The organism is Pseudomonas sp. GYB4201, from assembly GCF_056312595.1.
Genome location: NZ_JBWGIG010000005.1, coordinates 131,064 through 155,907, shown reverse-complemented (window position 1 = coordinate 155,907; position 24,844 = coordinate 131,064). Strand labels below are relative to the sequence as shown.

The 24,844-nt window shown below is 65.3% G+C and carries 20 protein-coding genes and 1 pseudogene; 7 read left to right on the top strand and 14 right to left on the bottom strand.

What is annotated here, in order from left to right:
* The first annotated feature begins 58 nt into the window (after positions 1-58).
* Both AC0Z2B_RS06730 and AC0Z2B_RS06725 read left to right on the top strand, forming a co-directional pair.
* Entirely contained in the window at positions 59-439 is a 381-nt protein-coding gene (locus AC0Z2B_RS06730) for an MGMT family protein (RefSeq protein WP_473004427.1), read from the top strand.
* Between the two features lie 42 nt (positions 440-481).
* Entirely contained in the window at positions 482-2,032 is a 1,551-nt protein-coding gene (locus tag AC0Z2B_RS06725; protein ID WP_476295659.1) for an AmpG family muropeptide MFS transporter, read from the top strand.
* Between the two features lie 85 nt (positions 2,033-2,117).
* Here AC0Z2B_RS06725 and AC0Z2B_RS06720 read toward each other — a convergent pair whose 3' ends face one another.
* Positions 2,118-2,957 carry a mechanosensitive ion channel family protein gene (locus tag AC0Z2B_RS06720; RefSeq protein WP_416426807.1) on the bottom strand — a complete coding sequence of 280 codons (840 nt, stop codon included), beginning with the start codon at positions 2,955-2,957 and terminating at the stop codon, positions 2,118-2,120.
* A gap of 101 nt (positions 2,958-3,058) precedes the next feature.
* Positions 3,059-3,538 (bottom strand): YajQ family cyclic di-GMP-binding protein, encoded by a 480-nt coding sequence (locus AC0Z2B_RS06715; protein ID WP_027976882.1) that lies wholly within the window; start codon positions 3,536-3,538, stop codon positions 3,059-3,061.
* A gap of 170 nt (positions 3,539-3,708) precedes the next feature.
* On the opposite strand from AC0Z2B_RS06715, the gene AC0Z2B_RS06710 reads away from it, so the two are divergent.
* The 4 genes and pseudogenes from AC0Z2B_RS06710 to AC0Z2B_RS06695 form a co-directional block, all read left to right on the top strand.
* A complete protein-coding gene (locus AC0Z2B_RS06710) occupies positions 3,709-4,662 on the top strand; it encodes a GGDEF domain-containing protein (protein WP_476295658.1) in 954 nt (317 codons plus the stop codon).
* Positions 4,659-5,576, top strand: coding sequence for a putative 2-dehydropantoate 2-reductase (locus AC0Z2B_RS06705; protein ID WP_476295656.1), 918 nt, complete (start codon positions 4,659-4,661; stop codon positions 5,574-5,576). The genes AC0Z2B_RS06710 and AC0Z2B_RS06705 overlap by 4 nt, the downstream gene beginning before the upstream one ends.
* Positions 5,577-5,637: 61 nt before the next feature.
* Entirely contained in the window at positions 5,638-7,671 is a 2,034-nt protein-coding gene (locus AC0Z2B_RS06700; protein WP_416426812.1) for a sensor histidine kinase, read from the top strand.
* Positions 7,672-7,674: 3 nt separating this feature from the next.
* A pseudogene (locus AC0Z2B_RS06695) lies at positions 7,675-8,235 on the top strand (cob(I)yrinic acid a,c-diamide adenosyltransferase); the annotation flags it as partial.
* Positions 8,236-8,361: 126 nt separating this feature from the next.
* On the opposite strand, the gene AC0Z2B_RS06690 reads toward AC0Z2B_RS06695, so the two are convergent.
* The 3 genes from AC0Z2B_RS06690 to secA all read right to left on the bottom strand — a co-directional run bounded on the left by AC0Z2B_RS06690 (position 8,362) and on the right by secA (position 13,491).
* A complete protein-coding gene (locus tag AC0Z2B_RS06690; protein WP_476295655.1) occupies positions 8,362-9,306 on the bottom strand; it encodes a Nudix family hydrolase in 945 nt (314 codons plus the stop codon).
* 112 nt (positions 9,307-9,418) lie between these two features.
* Entirely contained in the window at positions 9,419-10,636 is a 1,218-nt protein-coding gene (argJ, locus tag AC0Z2B_RS06685; RefSeq protein WP_416426816.1) for a bifunctional glutamate N-acetyltransferase/amino-acid acetyltransferase ArgJ, read from the bottom strand.
* A gap of 116 nt (positions 10,637-10,752) precedes the next feature.
* Entirely contained in the window at positions 10,753-13,491 is a 2,739-nt protein-coding gene (secA, locus tag AC0Z2B_RS06680) for a preprotein translocase subunit SecA (RefSeq protein ID WP_476295653.1), read from the bottom strand.
* A 275-nt stretch (positions 13,492-13,766) separates the two neighbouring features.
* Here secA and AC0Z2B_RS06675 point away from each other — a divergent pair, with 275 nt between their 5' ends.
* Positions 13,767-14,225 carry a DUF721 domain-containing protein gene (locus AC0Z2B_RS06675; protein ID WP_476295652.1) on the top strand — a complete coding sequence of 153 codons (459 nt, stop codon included), beginning with the start codon at positions 13,767-13,769 and terminating at the stop codon, positions 14,223-14,225.
* A gap of 172 nt (positions 14,226-14,397) precedes the next feature.
* On the opposite strand, the gene lpxC is transcribed toward AC0Z2B_RS06675, so the two are convergent.
* The 9 genes from lpxC to murD all read right to left on the bottom strand — a co-directional run bounded on the left by lpxC (position 14,398) and on the right by murD (position 24,840).
* Positions 14,398-15,309, bottom strand: a complete 912-nt coding sequence (lpxC, locus tag AC0Z2B_RS06670; RefSeq protein ID WP_008365412.1) for a UDP-3-O-acyl-N-acetylglucosamine deacetylase — start codon at positions 15,307-15,309, stop codon at positions 14,398-14,400.
* Between the two features lie 112 nt (positions 15,310-15,421).
* Entirely contained in the window at positions 15,422-16,612 is a 1,191-nt protein-coding gene (ftsZ, locus tag AC0Z2B_RS06665; RefSeq protein WP_416426822.1) for a cell division protein FtsZ, read from the bottom strand.
* Between the two features lie 62 nt (positions 16,613-16,674).
* A complete protein-coding gene (ftsA, locus tag AC0Z2B_RS06660; RefSeq protein WP_008365410.1) occupies positions 16,675-17,931 on the bottom strand; it encodes a cell division protein FtsA in 1,257 nt (418 codons plus the stop codon).
* A gap of 14 nt (positions 17,932-17,945) precedes the next feature.
* A complete protein-coding gene (locus AC0Z2B_RS06655; RefSeq protein ID WP_416426824.1) occupies positions 17,946-18,815 on the bottom strand; it encodes a cell division protein FtsQ/DivIB in 870 nt (289 codons plus the stop codon).
* Positions 18,816-18,819: 4 nt separating this feature from the next.
* Entirely contained in the window at positions 18,820-19,779 is a 960-nt protein-coding gene (locus AC0Z2B_RS06650) for a D-alanine--D-alanine ligase (protein WP_416426826.1), read from the bottom strand.
* Complete coding sequence (gene murC, locus AC0Z2B_RS06645; protein WP_476295650.1) at positions 19,776-21,230, bottom strand: UDP-N-acetylmuramate--L-alanine ligase; 1,455 nt, start codon at positions 21,228-21,230, stop codon at positions 19,776-19,778. The genes AC0Z2B_RS06650 and murC overlap by 4 nt, the downstream gene beginning before the upstream one ends.
* Positions 21,223-22,293: an undecaprenyldiphospho-muramoylpentapeptide beta-N-acetylglucosaminyltransferase gene (gene murG, locus AC0Z2B_RS06640; protein WP_416426830.1), complete on the bottom strand. Its 1,071-nt coding sequence runs from the start codon at positions 22,291-22,293 to the stop codon at positions 21,223-21,225. The genes murC and murG overlap by 8 nt, the downstream gene beginning before the upstream one ends.
* Complete coding sequence (gene ftsW, locus AC0Z2B_RS06635; RefSeq protein ID WP_416426832.1) at positions 22,283-23,497, bottom strand: putative lipid II flippase FtsW; 1,215 nt, start codon at positions 23,495-23,497, stop codon at positions 22,283-22,285. The genes murG and ftsW overlap by 11 nt, the downstream gene beginning before the upstream one ends.
* Complete coding sequence (gene murD, locus AC0Z2B_RS06630) at positions 23,494-24,840, bottom strand: UDP-N-acetylmuramoyl-L-alanine--D-glutamate ligase (protein WP_476295648.1); 1,347 nt, start codon at positions 24,838-24,840, stop codon at positions 23,494-23,496. Before murD ends, ftsW begins: the two co-directional genes overlap by 4 nt.
* Positions 24,841-24,844: the final 4 nt, after the last annotated feature.

Here is a 24,844-nt window from a genome sequence, read left to right as displayed (position 1 = left end):
TTGAGGAAAGCCGGGCATCATCCGGATGGACAGCTCCCGCGCAAGGAATGACCGACAAATGGCCAATGAGTTCAGCAATCGTTTGCAACCACCTGGTGACAAAAGCCCCCCTGACCCGGCTGCGGAACGTCGCACGGCCCTGTATGTGGTGTTGTCCCAGGTGCCCGAAGGCAAGGTCGTGACCTACGGCCAATTGGCCGAAATGGCTGGGCTGGGGCGGGCTGCGCGGTGGGTGGGGCGCACCTTGAGCCAGTTGCCCGAAGGCAGCCAGTTGCCCTGGCACCGGGTGATAGGTGCCGGTGGTCGGATAAGTCTCGCCGCCGGTACCGTGGGAGGCGAGGAGCAACGGGCGCGGCTACGTGCCGAGGGTGTAACTTTCATGAATAATCGGGTGGATATCCGTCGCCATGGCTGGCGTCCCATGGACCCTAACGGTTAGAGTGCGCGCTTTGTTTTCGTAAACTGAGGCAGATTCCAGCCCATGCCCCGTAAAACCTGGCGCGCCGCGCTCGCCGCTTATGCCAGCCCTTCGACGCTTGTCCTGTTGCTGCTCGGTTTCGCCGCCGGCCTGCCGTACATGCTGGTGTTCTCCACCCTCTCCGTCTGGCTGCGTGAAGCCGGCGTAGCCCGCGAGACCATCGGCTATGCCAGCCTGATCGGCCTGGCATATGCCTTCAAGTGGGTGTGGTCACCCCTGCTGGACCAATGGCGCCTGCCATTCCTGGCCCGGATGGGCCGTCGCCGCTCCTGGCTGGTGCTGGCGCAGTCGCTGGTGATCATCGGCCTGATCGGCATGAGCTTCTGCGACCCGCAAAAACACCTGTCCTGGCTGATCGCCATCGCGGTCATGGTGGCGTTCGCCTCGGCCACCCAAGATATCGCCGTGGACGCCTACCGCCTGGAGATCGCCGACGACAACACCCAGGCGGCCCTGGCTGCCAGCTACATGGCCGGCTACCGCATCGCCGCGCTGCTGGCCACCGCCGGCGCGCTGTTCTTCGCCGAGGCGTTCGGCTCCACCGGCTACGCCTACCTGCACAAGGCCTGGGCCGGTACTTACATGCTGTTCGGCGTGCTGATGGTGCCGGCGCTGATCACCACGCTGGTGATGCGCGAGCCCGCGGTGCCGCTGCGCACCCAGTTGTCGGCCGGCCGCTACAAGTTCGGCCACCAACTGGTGTCGGTGTTCGTGTTGATCGTCCTGCTGATCTCCGTGCCAGCCATGTTCACCCAGCTGTACAACACCGACTTCGCCAGCGTGATCTTCCACGGCGAGAGCCTGGTGAACCTGCTGATGACCGACCGGGCCTTCCTGCGCGCCATCCTCTACATCACCCTCACCGCCCTGTGCCTGTCGTCCATGGGCCGCCGCGGCCTGGCGCCGGTGCTGACCCCGGTGAGCGACTTCGTCACCCGCTACCGCTGGCAGGCGTTGCTGCTGCTGGGGCTGATCGCCACCTACCGCATGTCGGACACGGTGATGGGCGTGATGGCCAACGTGTTCTACATCGACCAGGGCTTCACCAAGGACCAGATCGCCAGCGTCAGCAAGATCTTCGGCCTGGTGATGACGCTGCTGGGCGCCGGCGTCGGCGGCCTGCTGATCGTGCGCTTCGGCATCCTGCCGATCCTGTTCATCGGCGGCGCTGCCTCGGCGGCCACCAACCTGCTGTTCCTGATGCTGGCCGACATGGGCCCGAACCTGCAGATGCTGATCGTGACCATCTCCCTGGACAACTTCAGTTCGGGCATGGCCACCTCGGCGTTCGTGGCGTACCTGTCGAGCCTGACCAACCTGAAGTTCTCGGCCACCCAGTACGCCCTGCTGAGCTCGATCATGCTGCTGTTGCCGCGCCTGATCGGCGGCTATTCGGGGGTGATGGTGGAGAAGTTCGGCTACCACAACTTCTTCCTGATCACCGCGGTGCTGGGCGTGCCCACGCTGTTCCTGATTGCCCTGCACTGGCACCAGGAAAGCCGCGGCAACCGCATGGAGGCAGTGGAAGAAGAAGTGGCAACCGAAAAACCGTAGCAGCGGCCCCCAGGCCGCGTCCCCAGGCACCACCGTGCCATGGCCGGACACATGAAAAAGCCCCTGGAAAGGGGCTTTTCTGTTCTTACTGGGTGGCTTCCGACACCACTCGCACCACGCGTTGCGGGAACGGGATGTCGATGTTCGCCGCCCGCAGGCGGTCGCGGATCTCGGCGTTGATCATGTTGGTGACCCCGCCCATGTCCGAGGTGTTCACCCAGCACCGCAGCGACACGGTGATCGAGCTGTCGCCCAATGCCGAGATCACCGCTTCAGGTGCCGGCGATTCCAGCACGCGCGGGTCCTTGGCCAGGTCCAGGAGGATTTCCCGGGCCTTCTGCAGGTCCGCGTCGTAGTCCACGCCGATGTCGTAGGTGATCTTGCGCGTCGGCTGGCGGTTGGTGTTGGTGATGATGCCGTTGGACAGCGGGCCGTTGGGCAGGATCACGGTCTTGTTGTCACCGGTGCGCAGCACGGTGTGGAAGATCATGATGTTGTCCACGGTGCCCTGCACGCCCTGGGCTTCGATCCAGTCGCCAATGCGGAACGGCCGGAACAGCAGGATCAGCACCCCACCGGCGAAGTTCGCCAGGCTGCCTTGCAAGGCCAGGCCCACGGCCAGGCCGGCGGCACCGATGGCGGCGACGAAGGAAGTGGTCTCGATGCCGATCATCGATGCCACACTGACGATCAGCATCACCTTGAGGGCGATATTGGCCAGGCTGCTGATGAAGCCTTGCAGCGCCAGGTCGGCGTTGCGCAGGGCCAGCAGCTTGCCCACCCGCAGGGTCAGCTGGTTGATCAGCCACCAGCCGATGGCCAGGGTGACCACCGCCAACAGCACGCGGCTGCTGTACTGCATGATCATCGGGATCCAGGTCTGGGATTTCTGGACGAGTTGGTCCACTTCTGCGTTTACATCCATAAGGGCTCTCCTATTGCCGGTCGGCGCAATCGTTTCACCCGCGCCACGGGGGTGGGACGCCGCGAGCCCCGCTCAGGTTCCCTGCGGCGTCCCCCGGGCAATCAGTCGCGGAAGTTGTTGAACTGCAGCGGCATGTCGAATTCCTTGGCGCGCAGGGCCGCGATGGCTTCCTGCAGGTCGTCGCGCTTCTTGCCGGTGACACGCACCTGCTCGCCCTGGATGGCGGCCTGGACCTTGAGCTTGGCGTCCTTGATGTGAGCGACGATTTTCTTCGCCAGCTCCTTGTCGATGCCTTCGCGCAGGGTGGCTTCCTGCTTCATCACCTTGCCCGAGGCATAGGCGTCCTTGACTTCCAGGCACTTCACGTCCAGCTTGCGCTTGACCAGCGCCAGCTTGAGGATCTCGATCATGGCTTCCAGCTGGAATTCGGCCTCGGCGGTCAGGGTGACGGTCAGTTCCTTGAACTCGATGGTGCCTTTGCCTTTCAGGTCGTAGCGGCGGTCCAGTTCCTTGACCGCGTTTTCCACGGCGTTGGTGACTTCGTGCTTGTCCAGCTCGGACACTACGTCGAACGAGGGCATGTAAAATTCTCCAAAAAAAACGGCGCAGCTCGGTACAGATGGAGCACGCCTGGCTTGACGGTTAAAATGCCGGGTCATTATAACGGTTGCCAGCAGTGCACAACGCCCCTTCATGCGCGAAGTTGCAGCCATGGGAGGGCAGATCGTCTCCCCAACCCCGTGAGTCACGTATGCCTAACCCGAATCTGAGCATTGTGCTGGTCCATGACGATCCCGCGCGGGCCGCGGCCCTCGCCGCGCAACTGCATGACGCCGGCTACCACGCCGTCACCGCCTGTACCCACGCCGAGGCGCTGGGCCGCCAGGAGCGCCAGCCGGCGAGCCTGATGCTGCTCGAGGGCGCGCAGGGCCTGGCCCTGGCCGCGCGGGTGCGGCAGTTCGACGAGATGGGCGAGCACTACACCTACATCCTGCTGGTCAGCGACCAGCCGCCCGCGCCGCTGCTGGACGAAACCGCCGACCACGGCATCGACGACGTGATCCACCCCCAGGCCCTGGCCCAACAGTTACCCGCGCGCCTGCACGCCGCCGAGCGGCTGTACAACATCATCCAGCGCCCGCGCCAGGAAAACAGCCTGCTGCGGCAGAACATCGCCAGCCTGGAGCAACGCAACCTGGTGGACTCGCTCACCGGCCTGGGCAACGCCCGCTACCTGCGGCAGAAACTCACCGACAGCCTGCGCCAGGTGCAGGCCCGCGGTGGCGCCCTGTGCTACCTGCTGATCGGCCTGCAAAACGCCGGTGACCTGCAACGCGAGCACGGCAGCGAGGGCTTCGACGAGCTGTTGCAGGGCGTGGGCCGGCGCCTGCAGCAGATGGTGCGGCCGCTGGACGTGCTGGGGCGCCTGGACGACCAGCACTTCGTGCTGCTGACCCTGCCCCCCGACCTCAGCGAATGCGCACCCAGCAGCTTCAAGCGCCTGCACGACGGGCTCAACCTCAAGGCCTTCATGACCGCCGCCGGCCCCGTGGAAATCGTGGCCGGCATCAGCCTGATCGGCGCCGACCGCGACAGCCTGCCCGACAGCCCGCAAGCGCTGTTCGAGGCGGCCCGCGAGCTGCTGGGCGAGTCCTATGACAGCGGCCTGGTCAGCGCCAGGCGCCTGCCGGTGCGCAGCGCATGAGCACGCCCTGGCACGTACTGGGCGCCGGCAGCCTGGGCACCCTGTGGGCTTGCCGCCTGGCCCGCCATGGCCTGCCAGTGACGCTGATACTGCGCGACGACGCCCGCCTGCGCAGCTACCAGGCGGCGGGCGGCCTGACCCTGGTGGAACAGGACGTCAGCCACCTGTACCCGTTGCCCGCCGAGACCTTCGACAGCCAGGCGCCCATCCAGCGCCTGCTGGTGGCCTGCAAGGCCTATGACGCCGAGCACGTGGTGGCGCGCCTGGCACCGCGGCTGGCGGCCGGCGCGGAGGTCGTCCTGCTGCAGAACGGCCTGGGCAGCCAGGATGCGGTGGCAGCGGCGGTGCCCCAGGCGCGCTGCATCTTCGCCTCCAGCACCGAGGGTGCGTTCCGCTCCCGGGACTGGCACGTGACGTTCGCCGGCCATGGCTTCACCTGGCTGGGCGACCCCGCCGCGCCCACCGCGCCGGTGTGGCTGGACGACCTGGCGGGCGCCGGCATCCCCCACCAGTGGACCCCGGACATCCTCACCCGCCTGTGGCGCAAGCTGGCCCTAAACTGCGCCATCAACCCGCTGACCGTGCTCCACGACTGTCGCAACGGCGGCCTGCAGCAGCACCCGGCGCAGGTGGCCACCCTGTGCGCAGAGCTGGCCGAACTACTGGAGCGCTGCGGCCAGCCCGACGCTGCCAGCGACCTGCACGCCGAGGTGCTGCGGGTGATCCAGGCCACGGCGGCCAACTTCTCTTCCATGCACCAGGACGTCGCCCAGGGCCGCCGCACCGAGATCAGCTACCTGCTGGGCTATGCCTGCGCGGCCGCCGCCCGCCACCAACTGGCCCTGCCGCACCTGCAACAACTGCACGCGCGCCTGGTCCAACACCTGCAGGCCCTGGGCCTGCCCAGCGTCTGAGCCCGGCGACGCTTTGATACACTCAAGGTTGAACGCCCTTTCCAGGAAGACGGAACCGTCAATGCCATTGCGCCAGCGCCTCGAAAACCTGCCGGTGGGGCAGAAACTGCTCGCCGCCCTGCTGGTCCTGCTGACCACCGTACTGCTGGTCGCCAACCTGACCTTCATCAGCGCCGCCTACTGGATCTCCCAGGAAAGCATGGCGCCCCAGGCCCTGCAGACCATCGGCAAGCTGGTCACCAACCCGGCCCTGGCCATCGAGTCGCTGGACTCGCCGCAGAGCGCCCAGGCGTTGCTGGAGGAGCTCAACAGCTACTCGCCGCTGCGGGCGGCGGCGGTCTACGACACCGACGGCAAGCTGCTCGCGCAAACCCAGCACGGCCAGCAGCTGAGGCTGCCCGAGCACTTCCGCAACGTCGAGAAGTGGCGCCAGACCGAATTCCGCAGCACCCAGGTGGTCAACCTGCCCCGCAGCGGCAAGCCGCCGGGGCACCTGCTGCTGATCGCCAGCAGCGAACTGCCCATGGCCTTCTACACCGGCACCCTCACCGCCAGCCTGGGCATCCTGGTGTTCAGCGTGCTGTTGTGGTTGGTGATTGCCCGGCAGATCAAGCGCCTGATCACCCAGCCCATCTACCGCCTGGAAGAACTGTCACGGCAAGTGACCCGCGAGGAGAACTACTCCCTGCGCGCCGCCCCCGGCAACCATGACGAGATCGGCAGCCTGGCCGAGGCGTTCAACACCATGCTGTCGCGCATCGAAGCCCGCGAACAGCAGCTCAAGCGCGCCCGCGACGACTCCCAGGCCGCCTATGACCAAGCCCAGGGCCTGGCCGAGGAAACCCGCCACACCAACCGCAAGCTCGAGCTGGAAGTGCAGGTGCGCAGCAAGATCGAGAAGAAACTCACGGGCTTCCAGAACTACCTCAACAGCATCATCGACTCCATGCCCTCGGCGCTGATTGCCCTGGACGAACAGCTCTACGTGACCCAGTGGAACCAGGAGGCCAGCGCGCTTTCCGGCACGCCCCTGGACGAGGCCCTGAACCAGCCGATATTCCTGGCGTTCGAACCGCTGAAGCCATTCCTGCCGCAGCTCAAGACCACCGTTGAACGCCACACCGTGGCCAAGATCGAGCGCGTGACCTGGGTGAAGGATGACGTGGCCCACCACTACGCCCTGACCTTCTACCCGCTGATGGGCGGCGCCGGCCGTGGCGTGGTGATTCGTATCGACGACATCAGCCAGCGCCTGTCCATGGAAGAGATGATGGTGCAGTCGGAGAAGATGCTCTCGGTGGGCGGCCTGGCCGCCGGCATGGCCCACGAGATCAACAATCCCCTGGGCGCCATTCTGCACAACGTGCAGAACGTGCGCCGGCGCCTGTCCGCCGACCTGCCGCGCAACGTCGAGGCCGCCGCCGAGGCCGGTATCGACCTGGCGACGGTCAACCGCTACCTGCTCAACCGCGAGATCCCGCAGTTGCTCGACGGCATTCAGCAGGCCGGCGCACGGGCGGCGAAGATCGTCACCCACATGCTCAGCTTCAGCCGCCGCAGCAACCGCCAGCTGGCGCCCTGCGACCTGCCGGCGCTGATCGACCAGGCGGTGGAAATCGCCGGCAACGACTTCGACCTGGCCATCGGCTTCGACTTCAAGGGCCAGAACATCATCCGCCAGTTCGACCCCAACCTGGGGCCGGTGCCCGGCACCGCCAACGAGCTGGAGCAGGTGCTGCTCAACCTGCTGAAGAACGCCGCCCAGGCGATCCACCAGCGCCCCGAAGGCGGCGAGCCTGGGCGCATCACCCTGCGCACCCGGCTGAACCCGCCGTGGGCCGAGATCCAGGTGGAAGACAACGGCATCGGCATGCCCGAGCAGGTGCGCAAGCGCACTTTCGAGCCGTTCTTCACTACCAAGGAAATCGGCCAGGGCACCGGCCTGGGGCTTTCGGTTTCCTATTTCATCATCACCAACAACCACAAGGGCCAGATGGAAGTGCAATCGACGCCGGGGCTGGGCACCTGCTTCACCCTGCGCCTGCCGCTGACGGCCAGCACCGTCGCCACTCCCCTGTTGACCTCGGAGACTTGAACCATGGGCTTTCGCCTGTCGAAGATCTACACCCGCACCGGTGACAAGGGCGAAACCGGCCTGGGCGACGGCCGCCGCGTGGGCAAGGACCACCCCCGCGTGGAGGCCATTGGCGAGGTCGACACGCTGAACAGCCAGCTGGGCCTGCTACTGGCCGGCTGCGCCGAGGATTCGCGCCTGAGCGAGGTGCTGGAGGCCCTGGCGCCGTGCCAGCACCGTTTGTTCGACCTGGGTGGCGAGCTGGCGATGCCGGCGTACCAGGCGCTGAACGCTGCCGAAGTGGAGCGGCTGGAACAGGTGATCGATGCCTGGAACGAAGAACTGGGCCCGCTGGAGAATTTCATCCTCCCGGGTGGCTCCACGCTGATCGCCCAGGCGCACGTGTGCCGCAGCCTGGCGCGCAGCGCCGAGCGCCGCTGCCAGCATTTGAATGCGGTGGAACCGCTGGGGGGCGTGGGGCTGGCCTACATCAACCGGCTGTCGGACCTGCTGTTCGTGGCAGCGCGCATCATCGCCCGGCGCCAGGGTGTACCCGAGATCCTCTGGCAACCCGCCGAAAACCCCTCAACCCCCCCCCCCGTAGCCGCGGCCGCCAGGCTGCGCTGGCCCCATGCCTCACTGGAAATCTCCAGCGAACCCGAGGGCCAGCGCAGCCTGGCGGCAGCGGCTACGCGATAGCGGCGTTTGAAATCACGCCTCTGGCCAGAAGGCGCGGATGCCGGCTACACCTTGCGCACCCAGGTCCCAGGCGCGCTGCTTGTCGGCAGGGCCTACGCCACCCAGCAGGAACACCGGGTAGTTGAAGCCGGCGATCAGCTCGGCCGCCTGCTCCCAGCCCAGCGGTTGGGCATCGGGATGAGTCTGGGTCGGCTGCACCGGCGACAGGGTGACGAAGTCGACACCCATCTGGTGCGCCAGCGCCAGCTCCTCGGCGTTGTGGCAGGAGGCTGCCAACAGCCGCTCACGAGGGAACGGGCGGCCCTTGCTGGCGTATTTGCGCAGCTGTTCGGCGGTCAGGTGCCAGCCGGCCGAAGGGAAGTCCCCCAGCCATTCCAGCGGGCCCTTGAGCATCAGCTGCGCCTTGCCGGCACACAGGCCCACCGCGTCCACGGCGAGGTCGCGGTACTTGGGGTCGTAGCCATTGGGGGCGCGCAGCTGCACCAGCCGCGCGCCGTTGGCGATGGCCTTCTGGATGCCACGCAGCAGCTCGGGGCCTTCCAGCTCGCCGGGGGTAATCAGGTATTCGCTGGCCAGGCCCGCCGCCTTGACGATCGGCCGGTTGGCTTCGGGGAATTCGTAGTTGGGCAGCTCGCGGGCGGTGACCCAGGCCAGGGGTTGGCCTTCGGCGCCGTGGGGCTGGCCGGTGAAGGCCGACACTTCCCAGACGTCCAGCAGCACCTGCTTGTCCGGGTAGTCGTGCTGCACCTTGATCAGCGGGCGCGCCGCGGTCACGGTGATGCCCAGTTCCTCGGCCAGCTCGCGGCCCAGGGCGGCGCGCACGCTTTCGCCCTCTTCCACCTTGCCACCCGGGAACTCCCACAGGCCGCCCTGGTGCTGGGTGTCGGCGCGGCGGGCAATGAGGATACGGTTGTCAGCGCCACGGATGACCGCGGCGGCTACATGAATGCGTTTCACGATTCCTCCAGTGTCCTGTAGCCGCTGCCGCCAGGCTGCGCTGGCCCCCAAGTACACTGAATATTTCCAGCGCACTGCAGGGCCAGCGCAGCCTTAGGCAGCGGCTGCGGGGTTACGTGCGGTATTCGGCGTTGATCTTCACGTATTCGTGGGACAGGTCGGTGGTCCAGATGGTTTCGCTGCAGTCACCACGGCCCAGCTCGATGCGAATGGTGATTTCCTCGCGCGCCATCACCGCCGAGCCCTGCTCTTCGGTGTAGGTGGCCGAACGGCCGCCACGGCTGGCTATGCACACTTCACCCAGGTACACGTCGATCTTGCTCACGTCCAGCTCTGGCACACCGGCACGGCCGACTGCCGCCAGAATGCGGCCCCAGTTGGGGTCGGAGGCGAACAGCGCGGTCTTGATCAGCGGCGAGTGCGCAACCGCGTAGCCCACGTCCAGGCATTCCTGGTGGTTGCCACCGCCGTTGACCTGCACGGTGACGAACTTGGTGGCGCCTTCGCCGTCACGAACGATGGCCTGGGCCACTTCCATGCACACCTCGAACACGGCCTTTTTCAGGGCGTCGAACAGCGCGCCGCGGGCCTCGGTCACTTCCGGCAGGTTGGCCTGGCCGGTGGCGATCAGCATGCAGCAGTCGTTGGTGGAGGTATCACCGTCGATGGTGATGCGGTTGAACGACTTGTTGGCGCCGTCCAGGATCAGGTCCTTGAGCACCGCCGGGGCCACTTTGGCGTCGGTGGCGATGTAGCCGAGCATGGTGGCCATGTTCGGACGGATCATGCCCGCGCCCTTGGAAATGCCGGTCACGGTGACCGTCACGCCGTCGATCACGAACTGGCGGCTGGCACCCTTGGGCAGGGTGTCGGTGGTCATGATGCCGGTGGCGGCAGCGGCCCAGTTGTCCACGGACAGGTCGTCCAGGGCAGCCTGCAGGGCGCCTTCGATCTTCTCGACCGGCAGCGGCTCGCCGATCACGCCGGTGGAGAACGGCAGCACCGCGCTGGCGTCGACGCCAGCCAGCTTGGCCAGGCTGGCGCAGGTGCGCTCGGCGGCCACCAGGCCAGGCTCACCGGTGCCGGCGTTGGCGTTGCCGGTGTTGGTCAGCAGGTAACGCACGGTGCCCTGCACGCGCTGCTTGGCGATGATCACCGGCGCGGCGCAGAACGCATTCAGGGTGAAGACGCCAGCCACGCTCGAACCTTCGGCGCAGCGCATCACCACCACGTCCTTGCGCCCAGGGCGCTTGATGCCCGCCGAAGCGATGCCAAGCTCGAAACCAGCCACCGGGTGCAACGTTGGCAAAGGACCCAGACCAACAGCCATGTGAACACTCCTGCAAAGACGGACGCCGTGTTCCAGCACACGGCGCTAACGATGGAAAAACGCCGCGACGGCTGAAGCCGGTCGCGGCGCGGATGTTTCAGGTCAGAGCCGGATCGTCAGTTGATCTGGCCGTGACAGTGCTTGAACTTCTTGCCCGAACCACACCAGCACAGTTCGTTGCGGCCCAGCTTCTGGTCGTTGCGCACGGGGGCGGCGGCCAGGGCGACATCTTCGCCCTCCTCGGCTACCAGCTGCGGCGCTTCAAGGCCAGGTGCCTCGGCGTGTTCGAACTGCATGCGCGCAGCCAGTTCCTCGGCTTCGCGGCGCAGGCGTGCTTCTTCCTCGGCCGGATCTTCGCGGCGTACCTGCACGTGCGACAGCACGCGGATGGTGTCGCGCTTGATCGAGTCCAGCAGTTCCTGGAACAGGGTGAACGACTCGCGTTTGTACTCCTGCTTCGGGTTCTTCTGGGCGTAGCCACGCAGGTGGATACCGTGACGCAGGTGATCCATGGTCTGCAGGTGATCTTTCCACAGGTCGTCCAGCACGCGCAGCAGGATCTGCTTCTCGAAGGTACGCAGGGCATCGGCGCTGGCCTGCTCTTCCTTCTCGTTGTAAGCCTCCAGCAGTTCAGCCAGCAGCTTCTCGCGCAGGGTTTCCTCGTACAGGTGGTCGTCTTCGTCCAGCCACTGCTGGATCGGCAGCTTCACGCCGAAGTCGCTCAGCAGGGCCGCTTCCAGGCCAGCCACGTCCCACTGCTCGGGCAGCGACTGTGGCGGGATGTGGGCGCTGACGGTGCTGTCCAGGACTTCCTGGCGGAACTCGGCGATGGTGTCACCAATGTTCTGCGCGGCCAGCAGGCTGTTGCGCATGTGGTAGATGACTTTACGCTGTTCGTTGGCAACGTCGTCGAACTCCAGCAATTGCTTGCGGATGTCGAAGTTGCGGCCTTCTACCTTGCGCTGGGCCTTCTCGATGGCGTTGGTGACCATGCGGTGCTCGATGGCCTCGCCGGACTGCATGCCCAGGGCCTTCATGAAGTTCTTCACCCGGTCGGAGGCGAAGATGCGCATCAGGCTGTCTTCCAGCGACAGGTAGAAACGGCTCGAACCGGTGTCACCCTGGCGGCCGGCACGGCCACGCAGCTGGTTGTCGATACGGCGCGATTCGTGGCGCTCGGAGGCGATCACGTGCAGGCCGCCCGACTCCAGCACTTGCTGGTGGCGCTTCTGCCAATCGGCCTTGATCTGGGCGATCTGCTCGGGGGTCGGGTTTTCCAGGGAGGCAACTTCCACTTCCCAGTTGCCGCCCAGCAGGATGTCGGTACCACGACCGGCCATGTTGGTGGCGATGGTCAGTGCACCCGGGCGACCGGCCTGGGCGATGATCTCGGCTTCCTTCTCGTGGAACTTGGCGTTGAGCACCTTGTGCTCGATGCCTTCCTGGTTGAGCAGGTTGGACATGTGCTCGGAGGTTTCGATGGTGGCCGTACCGACCAGCACCGGGCGCCCCTGGGCCATGCTTTCCTTGATATCGGTGACGATGGCGGCGTATTTCTCGTCCGCAGTCAGGTAGACCAGGTCGTTGAAGTCCTTGCGCGCCAGCGGCTTGTTCGGCGGAATCACCATGACCGACAGGTTGTAGATCTGGTGGAACTCGAACGCCTCGGTGTCAGCGGTACCGGTCATGCCGGACAGCTTGTTGTACAGGCGGAAGTAGTTCTGGAACGTGGTCGATGCCAGGGTCTGGCTCTCGGCCTGGATGTTCAGGTTTTCCTTGGCCTCGATGGCCTGGTGCAGGCCTTCGGACAGGCGACGGCCGGGCATGGTACGGCCGGTGTGCTCGTCGACCAGCAGGATCTGGCCGTCCTGGACAATGTATTCCACGTTGCGGTGGAACAGCTTGTGGGCGCGCAGGCCGGCGTACACGTGGGTCAGCAGGCCCAGGTTGTGCGCCGAGTACAGGCTCTCGCCCTCGGCCAGCAGGCCGACCTGGGTGAGCATTTCCTCGACGAACTGGTGACCGGCTTCGTTCATCTCCACCTGACGGGACTTCTCGTCGATGGTGAAGTGACCGGCCTTGGTGACCTGGCCTTCGACTTCCTCGATGTGCTGCTCCAGGCGCGGGATCAGGCGGTTGATCTCGGTGTACAGCTTGGAGCTGTCCTCGGCCTGGCCGGAGATGATCAGCGGGGTACGGGCTTCGTCGATGAGGATGGAGTCGACTTCGTCGATCACGGCGAAATTCAGTTCGCGCTGGAATTTCTCTTCCAGGCTGAACGCCATGTTGTCGCGCAGGTAGTCGAAACCGAACTCGTTGTTGGTGCCGTAGGTGATGTCGGCGGCGTAGGCGGTACGTTTTTCCTCAGGCGGCGCGAAAGGCGTGACGACGCCCACGGTCAGGCCGAGGAATTCGTACAACGGGCGCATCCAGTTGGCGTCCCGGCGAGCCAGGTAGTCGTTCACGGTGACCACGTGCACGCCCTTGCCGGACAGTGCATTGAGGTACACGGCCAGGGTTGCGACCAAAGTCTTGCCCTCACCGGTGCGCATTTCGGCGATCATGCCTTCATGCAGCGTCATGCCACCAATGAGCTGGACGTCGAAGTGGCGCATGCCCATGACTCGCTTGCCCGCTTCGCGGCATACCGCGAAGGCTTCCGGCAGAAGCTTGTCGAGGGTCTCGCCTTTTGCCAGGCGGGCCTTGAACTCGTCGGTCTTGGCGCGCAGCTGCTCGTCCGAGAGGGCCACCATTTGCTCTTCGAAGGCATTGACGATCTGTACCGTCTTGAGCATGCGCTTGACTTCACGCTCGTTCTTGCTTCCAAAAAGTTTCTTTAACAAAGGCGCAAACATATCGGCAGGATCTTCCACACGTAGGGATGGAGGGCGGCCCCGTGAGTCGCCCGTGCAGCCCTCATGGCCGCATGCGAACGAGCATTCTACCCGGAAACGGCGAGGAGGAAAGTGGCGTTATTTCCACGATGCTGGCACAGCGCTTTGACGGGGCTTTTTTACAATAAGGGCTTTTTTCCCAACTTCAACCCATGGGGTGCAGAAGTTATGTAACAGCCGGCGGGAAACGGGCCCTTTCTGCTACCATGGCGGCTCTGCAATTTCAGGTTTCCCCTATGGCCTTCCGCCCCCTTCCCGCCCGGGCGCCCGGCGTTTTGCTGCGCGAAGCCAAGCCCCTCAAGGCCCTGTTCAGCCAGGCCCAGCGCCTGTCGCACCTGCAACGGCTGTTCGAAAGCCAGTTGCAGCCGGCTGCCCGCCCGCACTGCTACGTGGCGTCATGGCGTGAAGGCTGCCTGCTACTGATTGTCACTGATGGCCATTGGGCTACACGCCTGCGCTACCAGCAGAAGCGCCTGCAGCGCGACCTGCAGGCCCTGGCCGAGTTCGCCAGCCTGACGCGCATCCAGTTCAAGGTGCAGCCGCCCACGCTGCAGCGCAGCACCGGCGGCCGCAATATCGACCTGTCCGCGCAGTCGGCGGAAAACATCCAGTCCACCGCCGAAGGCATCACCGACCCCAAGCTCAAGGCCGCTCTGGAGCGCCTGGCGGCGCATGCGGGCAAGCCCAAGCCCTGAAGCTGGTGTAGCCGCTGCCGAAGGCTGCGCTGGCCGGCGTGAACCCTGAAAATCTCCAGCGAGGCACAGAGCCAGCGCAGCCTTCGGCAGCGGCTACGGGCGGTGATCGCGAGGCATAAAAAAGGCCACCCGAAGGTGGCCTCAAGAACATCTAGAGAAGAGAGTGTTCGACTTACACTGCCGCCACGGGACGCATGTAAGAGATCGGTGCCGTGCTGGCATCTTCGAAAGTCACCACTTCCCAGGCATCCTTCTGCTCGATGAGCTTGCGCAGGAGCTGGTTGTTCAGCGCATGGCCGGACTTGAAGCCACGGAACTCACCAATCAGGCTGTTGCCCAGCAGGTAGAGGTCACCGATGGCGTCCAGGATCTTGTGCTTGACGAATTCGTCTTCGTAGCGAAGACCGTCTTCGTTCAGCACGCCGTCCTTGTCGACCACGATAGCGTTTTCAACGCTGCCGCCGAGTGCGAGGTTGTGCTTGCGCAGGTACTCGATGTCACTCATGAAACCAAAGGTGCGGGCGCGGCTGACTTCCTTCACGAAGGACGTGCTGGAGAAGTCGACGCTGGCACTTTGGGTGCGGTTGCGGAACACAGGGTGATCGAAATCGATCTCGAAGCTCACCTTGAACCCGTCGAATGGCACGAAAGTGGCGCGCTTGTCGCCATCTTCCACTGTCACTTCGCGCAGGATGCGGATGAATTTCTTGGCTGCGTCCTGTTCTTCCAGGCCGGCAGATTGAATCAGGAATACGAAGGGTCCTGCACTACCATCCATGATCGGGACTTCGGACGCGGAGAGCTCGACGTAGGCGTTATCGATGCCCAGGCCAGCCATGGCCGAGAGCAAGTGCTCAACCGTGTCTACCTTGGTATCGCCGTTGACCAGAGTGGTCGACATCGTGGTCTCGCCGACATTTTCCGCTCGCGCAGGAATCTGCACCATTGGATCCAGGTCGGCACGACAGAAAACGATGCCAGTATCCACGGGTGCCGGCTTGAGGGTCAGGTATACCTTCTCCCCAGAGTGCAGGCCGACACCGGTGGCACGGATAATATTCTTCAGGGTGCGTTGTTTAATCATGGCATTGGCCGCTTCAGCGCAAATTGCGAACTGGTATCAACAAAGGCTGGCGATAATAGCAGACCCGGCCTTTGCTGAACACCAATCACCTTCATAGCCCTGATAAATTCCATCAATCGGCCTGACGACGCAGGAATGCCGGGATGTCCAGGTAGTCCAGATCGTCTTGCGGGTTGAGTTTGGCAGCCTGTGCCGCGCCTGCGTGTGCCTGGTTGCGCATCACGGTAGGACGGTCCAGGTCGCGGTAGTTCACCGACGGCAGTTCCTGACGAGCGGGCTGCTGTACGGCAGCTTGCTGGCTGGCGGCCTGCAGGGTGTTGTCGATGATTTTCACCGGCTTCTCGATCTTCGCGCCCAGGCCCGTGGCAACCACGGTCACGTGCAGCTCGTCGCGCATGTCCGGGTCGATCACGGTACCGACCTTGACCATGGCGTGGTCGGATGCGAACGCCTCGATGATGCTACCCACGTCGGAGTATTCACCCAGCGACAGGTCAGGACCTGCGGTGATGTTCACCAGGATGCCGCGGGCGCCCTGCAGGTTGACGTCTTCGAGCAGCGGGTTGCGGATGGCCGCCTCGGTCGCTTCACGCGCACGGTTCGGACCGCTGGCGCAGCCGGTGCCCATCATGGCCATGCCCATCTCGCTCATCACAGTGCGCACGTCGGCGAAGTCGACGTTGATCATGCCCGGACGCTTGATGATGTCGGAGATACCGCGCACGGCACCGGCCAGCACGTCGTCAGCCTTGGCGAACGCGGACAGCAGGCTGGCGTCCTTGCCCAGGATGGTCAGCAGCTTCTCGTTGGGGATGGTGATCAACGAGTCGACGCTTTCCGACAGCGCGCGGATGCCTTCGTCGGCGATCTGCATGCGCTTGCGGCCTTCGAACGGGAACGGACGGGTCACGACCGCAACGGTCAGGATGCCCATCTCCTTCGCCACTTCGGCGATGATCGGCGCAGCACCGGTACCGGTACCGCCACCCATGCCGGTGGTGATGAAGACCATGTTGGTACCCACCAGCACTTCGGCGATACGCTCGCGGTCTTCCAGTGCCGCCTGGCGGCCCACTTCAGGGTTGGCGCCAGCGCCCAGGCCCTTGGTCACGCCGGTGCCCAGTTGCAGGATGGTGCGCGCACCAATGTTCTTCAGGGCCTGAGCATCGGTGTTGGCGCAGATGAACTCGACGCCTTCGATGTTGCTCTTGACCATGTGATTGACCGCGTTGCCGCCGCCACCACCCACACCGATAACCTTGATTACCGGGCTTTGCGGGATGTTGTCTACAAGTTCGAACATGTTCCCTCTCCTTTCTCTAGTTTTAGCGCCTACTACTGCCTTTGAAGCTTTAAATCGGAAACTTAGAAGTTGCCTTGAACCCAACGTTTCAATCTTTCCAGCACAGGTGCCTTGGGTTCATCGCCATAGCTGTTGCTGTTACTCAAGCCGGTCAGGGTGGTGCCATCGTTCTGCTTCTGCAGCCCGTACATCAGCAGGCCCACGCCGGTCGAGTAAATCGGGTTGCGCACGACATCTGCCAACCCGCGAACCGAATGCGGTACGCCCAGGCGTACCGGCATGTGGAAAATTTCTTCGGCCAGTTCGACCGCGCCTTCCATCTTCGACGTGCCACCGGTGAGCACGATGCCGCCGGGGATCAGGTCTTCGTAGCCGCTGCGGCGCAGTTCGGCCTGGATCAGGGTGAACAGCTCGTCGTAGCGCGGCTCGACCACTTCGGCCAGGGCCTGGCGCGACAGTTCGCGCGGCGGACGGTCGCCTACGCTTGGCACCTTGATGGTCTCGCCGGCGCCGGCCAGCTTGGCCAGGGCGCAGGCGTAGCGGATCTTGATCTCTTCGGCGTACTGGGTCGGGGTACGCAGCGCCATGGCGATGTCGTTGGTGACCTGGTCGCCGGCGATCGGGATCACCGCGGTGTGGCGGATGGCGCCTTCGGTGAAGATGGCGATGTCGGTGGTGCCGCCACCGATGTCCACCAGGCACACGCCCAGCTCTTTCTCGTCGTCGGTCAGCACCGAGTAGGCCGAGGCCAGCTGCTCGAGGATGATGTCGTCGATTTCCAGGCCGCAGCGGCGCACGCACTTCTCGATGTTCTGCGCGGCGTTGACGGCGCAGGTGACCACGTGGACCTTGGCTTCCAGGCGCACGCCGGACATGCCCAGGGGCTCGCGCACGCCCTCCTGGTTGTCGATGGAGTAATCCTGCGGCAGGGTGTGCAAGACCCGCTGGTCAGCCGGGATGGCCACGGCCTGGGCGGCGTCCAGCACGCGTTCCAGGTCAGCACTGCTGACTTCGCGATCGCGGATGGCGACGATGCCGTGGGAATTGAGGCTGCGGATGTGGTTGCCGGCAATGCCGACGAACGCCGAGTGGATACGGCAGCCCGCCATCAGCTGGGCTTCTTCCACCGCCCGCTGGATCGACTGCACCGTGGACTCGATGTTCACCACCACGCCCTTCTTCAGGCCGCGCGAGGGGTGGGTACCGATCCCGACGATATCCAGCGAACCGTCATCCGCCACTTCGCACACCAGTGCCACCACCTTGGAGGTACCGATGTCCAGACCGACGATCATTTTCCCGCTTTGCACGTTTGCCATGGTCCTGCCTCTTCTTAATTCTTCGCGACGGCGGCTTGGGCCGTCGGCTTCGCATTCGGGTCACGCCAGGCCACGGCCAGGCCGTTGGCGTAGCGCAGGTCGATGCTTGCGATATTCGTGATCTGGTCTTTCAGGGTCTTGTCGTAAATGGCAATGAAACGGCGCATTTTCTCGACGAGGTGGTCACGCCCCAGCAACAGCTCGATGCCGGGACCTGCGCTTCCTGCGCCGGTGGTGAGGAACCAGCTGCCCCGCTCGCGCAGCTCCAGCCGCACGATGGAGAAGCCCATGGGCCGCAGCATCTGGCTCAGCACCTGGTACTGCTGCATCACTTGCTGCTGGGCGCGTTGCGGCCCCACCAGCTGTGGCAGGTGCTCGTAGTTGGCCAGCTCGCGCGGCGCAAACGCCTCACCCTGGTTGTTGAGCAGTGCCGAGTCCCCCCAACGGGCCACGGGCAGCTGCTCTTCCAGCCGGATCACCACCTGGTCAGGCCACACCCGGCGAACTTCGGCGTGGGCGATCCACGGCATCTGCTCAAGCTCGGTGCGCATGCTGGTCAGGTCGATGGTAAAGAACGTCGACGCCACGTACGGGGCGATGCGCTGCTGCACCGCCTGCTGGCTGATGTAGCTGAGGTCGCCCTGCACGTTGATCTTGGTGATCGGCCGGTCGGCGTAGGGCATCAGGTAGATGGCGCCCTCGTAGGTGCCGACGCCCAATGCCACCAGCAGCACGGGCCAGAACAGCTTCTTCAGGAAGCTGAAATTGGCCTTGCGTACCCGTGCGCCCATGGGCTCGTCGGCCACCATGCGGCTGGCGCCACGGGGCACCGGCTTGCTGCGGCCGGGTACGGGTTGCTGATGACGAAGCGTCGCGCCGTTCATGGGTTTACCCTCGCGCCTCTACGCTGTCGGCCAGGATCGCCAGCACCAGTTGCTGGAAATCGATGCCGGCAGCGCGAGCTGCCATGGGGACCAGGCTGTGGTCGGTCATGCCTGGGGCCGTGTTGACTTCCAGCAGCCAGAAACGCCCCTGCTCGTCCTGCATGACGTCGACGCGGGCCCAGCCGGCAATGCCGACGGCGTCACAGGCACGGGCCGTGAGGTCGATCAGCTCTTGTTCGCGGGTGGCGTCGAGGCCGCACGGGATTCGATACTGGGTATCGTTGGCCACGTATTTGGCGTCGTAGTCGTAGAACGAGTGCGAGGTGCCCAGGGCGATTGGCGGCAGGACCTGGCCACGCAGGGTCGCAATGGTGAACTCCGGACCTTGAATCCATTGTTCGACCAGGACTTGCGAGTCGTAGGTGCTGGCCGCTTTCCATGCGCCGATCAATTCTTCGACGCTGGACACTTTGGCCATACCGATACTTGAACCTTCATGGGCCGGTTTGACGATCAAAGGGAAGCCCAGTTCCGCACTTGCGGAAATACAATCTGCCTCGCTGGCCAAAACCGCGTGATGCGGGGTTGGCAGGCCCAGGCTTTGCCACACCTGCTTGGTGCGCAATTTGTCCATGGCCAGGGCCGAAGCCAGGATGCCGCTGCCGGTGTAGGGGATGCCCAGGCACTCCAGCAGACCTTGCATGCTGCCGTCTTCACCGCCACGGCCGTGGAGGATGACGAAGGCGCGGTCGATCTTCTCGCTTTGCAGGCGCGCCAGCAGGTCGTCGCCCACGTCCAGGCCGAAGGCGTCCACGCCGGCGCTCTGCAGGGCTTCAAGCACGGCAGCGCCGGACTTCAGGGAAACCTCCCGCTCGGCGCTCTTGCCGCCGTAAAGCACGGCCACGCGCCCGAAGTCCTTCGGGGCAATGGTCGATAGCAGGGAGGAAGTGGTGCTGGCTGTCATTTCAATTTCCCCTCGCCGGCCTTTTCAGCGGCGAACAACGGACTTTTCAGTAATTGCGGGGCGAGCCCGCCGATGTCGCCGGCGCCCTGGCACAGCAGGATGTCGCCGGCACGCAGCAGTGGCTTGACCAGTGGGGCCAGTTCCACGCCGCGCTCGATGTAGATCGGGTCCAGCTGGCCGCGCTGGCGGATGCTGTGGCACAGCTGGCGGCTGTCGGCCCCGGGGATCGGCTCTTCGCCGGCCGGGTAGACCTCCATCAGCAGCAGCACGTTGGCGTCGGCCAGCACCTGGACGAAATCGTCGTACAGGTCGCGGGTACGGCTATAGCGGTGCGGCTGGTAGACCATCACCAGGCGGCGCTCCGGCCAGCCACCGCGCACGGCGCGGATGACCGCGGCCACTTCGGTAGGGTGGTGCCCGTAGTCGTCGACCAGCATCACGCTGCCGCCGTCCACCGGCAGTTCGCCGTACACCTGGAAGCGCCGGCCCACGCCCTGGAAGCCCGACAGGCCCTGAACGATGGCCTCGTCGCTGACGCCTTCGTCAGTGGCGATGGCGATGGTCGCCAGCGCATTGAGGACGTTGTGGTTGCCGGGCATGTTCACCGACACGTTCAGCGGCTCGCGGTCGCGGCGCAGCACGGTGAAGTAGGTCAGCATGCCTTCCTGGCGGATGTTGATGGCGCGCACGTCGGCTTCTTCGCTGACGCCGTAGGTCAGGGTCGGACGGGCGATCTGCGGCAGGATCTCGCGCACCACCGGGTCGTCCAGGCACACCACGGCCAGGCCGTAGAACGGCAGGTTGTGGAGGAAGTCGACGAAGGTTTTCTTCAGCTTGTTGAAGTCGCCACCGTAGGTCGCCATGTGGTCGGCGTCGATGTTGGTGACCACGGCCACCAGCGGCTGCAGGTGCAGGAAGCTGGCGTCGCTTTCGTCGGCTTCGGCGATCAGGTAGCGGCTGGTGCCCAGCTGCGCGTTGGTGCCGGCGGCGTTCAGGCGGCCGCCGATCACGAACGTCGGGTCCAGGCCACCGGCGGCGAACACCGAGGCGATCAGGCTGGTGGTGGTGGTCTTGCCATGGGTACCGGCGACGGCGATGCCGTGACGGTAGCGCATCAGCTCGGCGAGCATCTCGGCGCGCGGCACCACGGGAATGCGGCGCTCAAGGGCGGTGGCCACTTCCGGGTTGGAGGTGTTCACGGCGCTGGACACCACCAGCACGTCGGCGGTGGCGGCGTTCTCGGCGCGGTGGCCGATGAAGATCTGCGCGCCGAACGACTGCAAACGCTCGGTGACCGGCGACGCCTTGAGGTCGGAGCCCGACACCTGGTAGCCCAGGTTCAGCAGCACCTCGGCGATACCGCACATGCCCACGCCGCCGATGCCGACGAAGTGGATGCGACGGATGCGGCGCATTTCCGGTTGTGGCATGGCTTTCTGATTCTCAACCATGGGCCACCTCCAGGCAGACGTCGACGACGGTACGGGTTGCATCGGGCTTGGCCAGGCGGCGTGCGGTGCTCGCCATGGTGTTGAGTTTTTCCGGTTGCATCAAAACCTCGTTCAGGCGTTCAGCCAGCTCGGCTGCGCCAGTTGTCGCTTGTGGCATCAGGAAGGCAGCGCCTTCACGGGCCAGATATTCGGCGTTGCGGGTCTGGTGGTCGTCGATGGCGTGGGGCAAGGGCACCAGCACCGAGGCCAGCCCGGCGGCGGCCAGCTCGCTGACGGTCAGCGCACCGGCACGGCACACCACCATGTCGGCCCAGCCATAGGCCTGGGCCATGTCCTTGATGAACGGCGCCACCTGCGCATCGATACCGGCGTCGCGGTAGCGCTGGGTGGTGACGTCACCGTGCAGCTTGCCGCACTGGTGGAACACTTCCGGGCGAATGGCCTCGGGCACCAGCGCCAGCGCGGCGGGGATCAGCTTGTTCAACGGCTCCGAGCCCAGGCTGCCACCGGTGACCAGCAGGCGTGGCCGGCGGCCGGCCAGGGCCTGGCGCGGGGTTTCCAGGAACAGCTCGGGGCGCACCGGGTTGCCGGTGGTGCGGCGCTTGGCCGAGGCACCAAAGGTGTTCGGGAAGGCCTCGCAGATACGCGCGGCCAGCGGCGCCAGCAGGCGGTTGGCGGTGCCGGCCACGGCGTTCTGCTCGTGGACGATCACCGGCACGCCGCACAGGCGCGCGGCCAGGCCACCAGGGCCGGTCACGTAGCCGCCGAAGCCCACCACGCACACCGGCTTGAGCTGGCGCATCACCTTGCGCGCCTGCAGCAGCGCGCGTACCAGCACGAACGGCGCCTTGAGCAGCGACAGCTTGCTTTTGCCCCGCAGCCCGGCGACGTTGATCAGGTGCAACGGCAGGCCAGCCTGGGGCACCAGTTCGTTCTCGATGCCACGCGGGGTGCCCAGCCAGTGCACGGTGTAGCCACGGGCCTGGAATTCACGGGCGCAGGACAGCGCCGGGAACACGTGCCCGCCGGTGCCGCCAGCCATGATCAATACGTTACCGGCCACGGGCTGGCTCCTCTGCGAAGTCGCTCTCGTTGAACTCGGTTTCCTCACTGCCAAGGTGCGTGCGGCTCTCCCATTCGATGCGCAGCAGCAACCCCAGGCAGGCACAACAGATCACCAGCGAGCTACCCCCGTAGCTGAGGAACGGCAGGGTCAGACCCTTGGTCGGCAGCAGGCCGACGTTCACGCCGATGTTGATCAGGAACTGGCCGATCCACAGGAACGACAGGCCGTAGGCCATGTAGGCGGCGAAGAACTGTTTGCTGCGCTCGGCCCAGACGCCGATGTACATGCCGCGAATACACACGAACACGAACAGCGCCACGGTGCACAGCGAACCGACCACGCCCAGCTCTTCGGCCAATACCGAGAACACGAAGTCGGTGTGCGCTTCAGGCAGGTAGAACTGCTTCTGCACGCTGTTGCCCAGGCCGGCGCCCAGCCAGCTGCCGCGACCGAAGGCGATCAGCGCCTGGGTCAGCTGGTAGCCGGAACCGAACTGGTCGGCCCAGGGGTCGGTAAAGGTGGTCAGACGGGCCATGCGGTACGGCTGCGCCTGCACCAGGATGAACACCGCGGCCACCGCCAGCACCACCATCAGGGCGAAGCGGAACAGGCCAACGCCACCCAGGAACAGCATGGCCGCTGCGGCGCCCATCATGACCACGGTGGCGCCGAAGTCGGGTTCCATCAGCAGCAGCACGGCCATGGGCAGCAGCACGATGAACGGCTTGAAGAAGCCCATCCAGGTCTCGCGTACTTCCTTCTGCTGGCGGATCAGGTAGCCCGACAGGAAGATCACCACGAAGACCTTGGCCACCTCCGAGGGCTGCACGTTGAACGCACTGAAGCCGATCCAGCGCATGGAGCCGTTCACCTCGCGGCCAATGCCCGGCACCAGCACCAGCACCAGCAGGCCGAAAGCGCCCAGCAGCATCATCCAGCCCAGGCGCTGCCAGGTGGCGATGGGGATCATCATGGTCACGCCGCAGGCGCCCAGGCCCAGCACCAGGTACACCAGGTGGCGGATCATCATGTACAGCGGGTTGCCCGATTGCACGGCGGCCACTTCGGACGACGCCGAGGTAATCATCACCAGGCCCAGGCCCAGCAGCGCCAGGCAGCCGGCCAGCATCGGGAAGTCGACGTCGATGCCGCGGCCAGTGATCAGCGGCGACGGGTAAGGCTTGATCACGCCAAAGATCATGACAAGCCCTCCACGGCCTGGGCGAACAGGCGCCCACGCTCTTCGTAGTTCTTGAACATGTCCAGGCTCGCGCAGGCCGGCGACAGCAGCACGGCATCGCCGGGCTGGGCCAGGGCGGCGCATTGTTCGACGGCTTCGTCGAGGGTCTTGACCCGCACCAGCGGTACGTCGTCGCCCAGCACATCGGCGATCAGCTCGGCGTCGCGGCCCAGCAGCACCACGGCGCGGCAGTGGGCGGCAACCGGGGCCTTGAGGCCGGAGAAGTCGGCGCCCTTGCCGTCGCCACCGGCGACCAGCACCAGCTTGCCGTCAATGTCGGCGCCCAGGCCTTCGATGGCCGCCAGGGCGGCACCGACGTTGGTGGCCTTGGAGTCGTCGTAGTAGCTCACGCCGTCACGCTCGCGCAGCCATTGGCAGCGGTGCGCCAGGCCGGCGAAGGTACGCAGGGTGGCCAGCATCGGCTCGAACGGCAGGCCCACGGCGTGGCCCAGGGCCAGCGCGGCCAGGGCATTGGCCTGGTTGTGCGAGCCGCGAATTTTCAACTCGCTGACCGGCATCAGGTTCTGGAATTCGAACGCCAGGTACTTCTGGCCGTTCTCTTCGCGCAGGCCGAAGGCCTTGAAGTCTGGCTTGTTGAGGCCGAAGGTCCAGCACGGCAGGCCCTCGCCCATCAGCGGCCGGGTCAGGGCGTCCTGGCGGTTGTAGACCACCTGGCGGGCACCACGGAAGATCCGGTGCTTGGCCAGGTGGTACGCCGGCAGGCCGCTGTAGCGGTCCATGTGGTCTTCGCTGATGTTCAGCACGGTGGCCACTTCGGCGTTGAGCTGGTCGGTGGTCTCCAGCTGGAAGCTCGACAGCTCCAGCACGTACAGCTCGACGTCATCGGCCAGCAGGTCGAGGGCCGGGGTGCCGAGGTTGCCGCCCACGGCCACGCGCTTGCCGGCCGCAGCCGCCATGTCGCCGACCAGGGTGGTGACGGTGCTCTTGGCGTTGGAGCCGCTGATGGCGACGATGGGCGCCTGCGCGTTACGCGCGAACAGCTCGATGTCACCCGACAGCCGCACGCCACGGGCAGCGGCCTGCTGCAGCGCCGGCGTGGCCAGGGCCAGGCCGGGGCTCACCAGCAGCTCGCTGGCGCGGCACAGGAATTCCACGTCCAGCTCGCCACAGCGCACTTCAACCTGCGGGTAGTCACGGCGCAACGTCGCCAGCTCCGGCGGATTCTCGCGCGTGTCGGCCACGGCAAAGGCAATGCCCCGGCGCGCCAGGAAGCGCACCAGGGACATGCCGCTCTTGCCGAGGCCGACAACGATGCGGAATTGGTCAGAAGCGATCAAAGACACTCGT

Coding starts and splice junctions, on each gene's coding strand:
- AC0Z2B_RS06710 (WP_476295658.1), top strand. CDS start 3,709: ATGCCTAACCCGAATCTGAGCATTGTGCTGGTCCATGACGATCCCGCG.
- ftsZ (WP_416426822.1), bottom strand. CDS start 16,612: ATGTTCGAACTTGTAGACAACATCCCGCAAAGCCCGGTAATCAAGGTT.
- argJ (WP_416426816.1), bottom strand. CDS start 10,636: ATGGCTGTTGGTCTGGGTCCTTTGCCAACGTTGCACCCGGTGGCTGGT.
- AC0Z2B_RS06730 (WP_473004427.1), top strand. CDS start 59: ATGGCCAATGAGTTCAGCAATCGTTTGCAACCACCTGGTGACAAAAGC.
- AC0Z2B_RS06655 (WP_416426824.1), bottom strand. CDS start 18,815: ATGAACGGCGCGACGCTTCGTCATCAGCAACCCGTACCCGGCCGCAGC.
- ftsW (WP_416426832.1), bottom strand. CDS start 23,497: ATGATCTTTGGCGTGATCAAGCCTTACCCGTCGCCGCTGATCACTGGC.
- AC0Z2B_RS06705 (WP_476295656.1), top strand. CDS start 4,659: ATGAGCACGCCCTGGCACGTACTGGGCGCCGGCAGCCTGGGCACCCTG.
- lpxC (WP_008365412.1), bottom strand. CDS start 15,309: ATGATTAAACAACGCACCCTGAAGAATATTATCCGTGCCACCGGTGTC.
- secA (WP_476295653.1), bottom strand. CDS start 13,491: ATGTTTGCGCCTTTGTTAAAGAAACTTTTTGGAAGCAAGAACGAGCGT.
- murC (WP_476295650.1), bottom strand. CDS start 21,230: ATGGTTGAGAATCAGAAAGCCATGCCACAACCGGAAATGCGCCGCATC.
- AC0Z2B_RS06650 (WP_416426826.1), bottom strand. CDS start 19,779: ATGACAGCCAGCACCACTTCCTCCCTGCTATCGACCATTGCCCCGAAG.
- AC0Z2B_RS06715 (WP_027976882.1), bottom strand. CDS start 3,538: ATGCCCTCGTTCGACGTAGTGTCCGAGCTGGACAAGCACGAAGTCACC.
- AC0Z2B_RS06700 (WP_416426812.1), top strand. CDS start 5,638: ATGCCATTGCGCCAGCGCCTCGAAAACCTGCCGGTGGGGCAGAAACTG.
- ftsA (WP_008365410.1), bottom strand. CDS start 17,931: ATGGCAAACGTGCAAAGCGGGAAAATGATCGTCGGTCTGGACATCGGT.
- AC0Z2B_RS06720 (WP_416426807.1), bottom strand. CDS start 2,957: ATGGATGTAAACGCAGAAGTGGACCAACTCGTCCAGAAATCCCAGACC.
- AC0Z2B_RS06725 (WP_476295659.1), top strand. CDS start 482: ATGCCCCGTAAAACCTGGCGCGCCGCGCTCGCCGCTTATGCCAGCCCT.
- AC0Z2B_RS06675 (WP_476295652.1), top strand. CDS start 13,767: ATGGCCTTCCGCCCCCTTCCCGCCCGGGCGCCCGGCGTTTTGCTGCGC.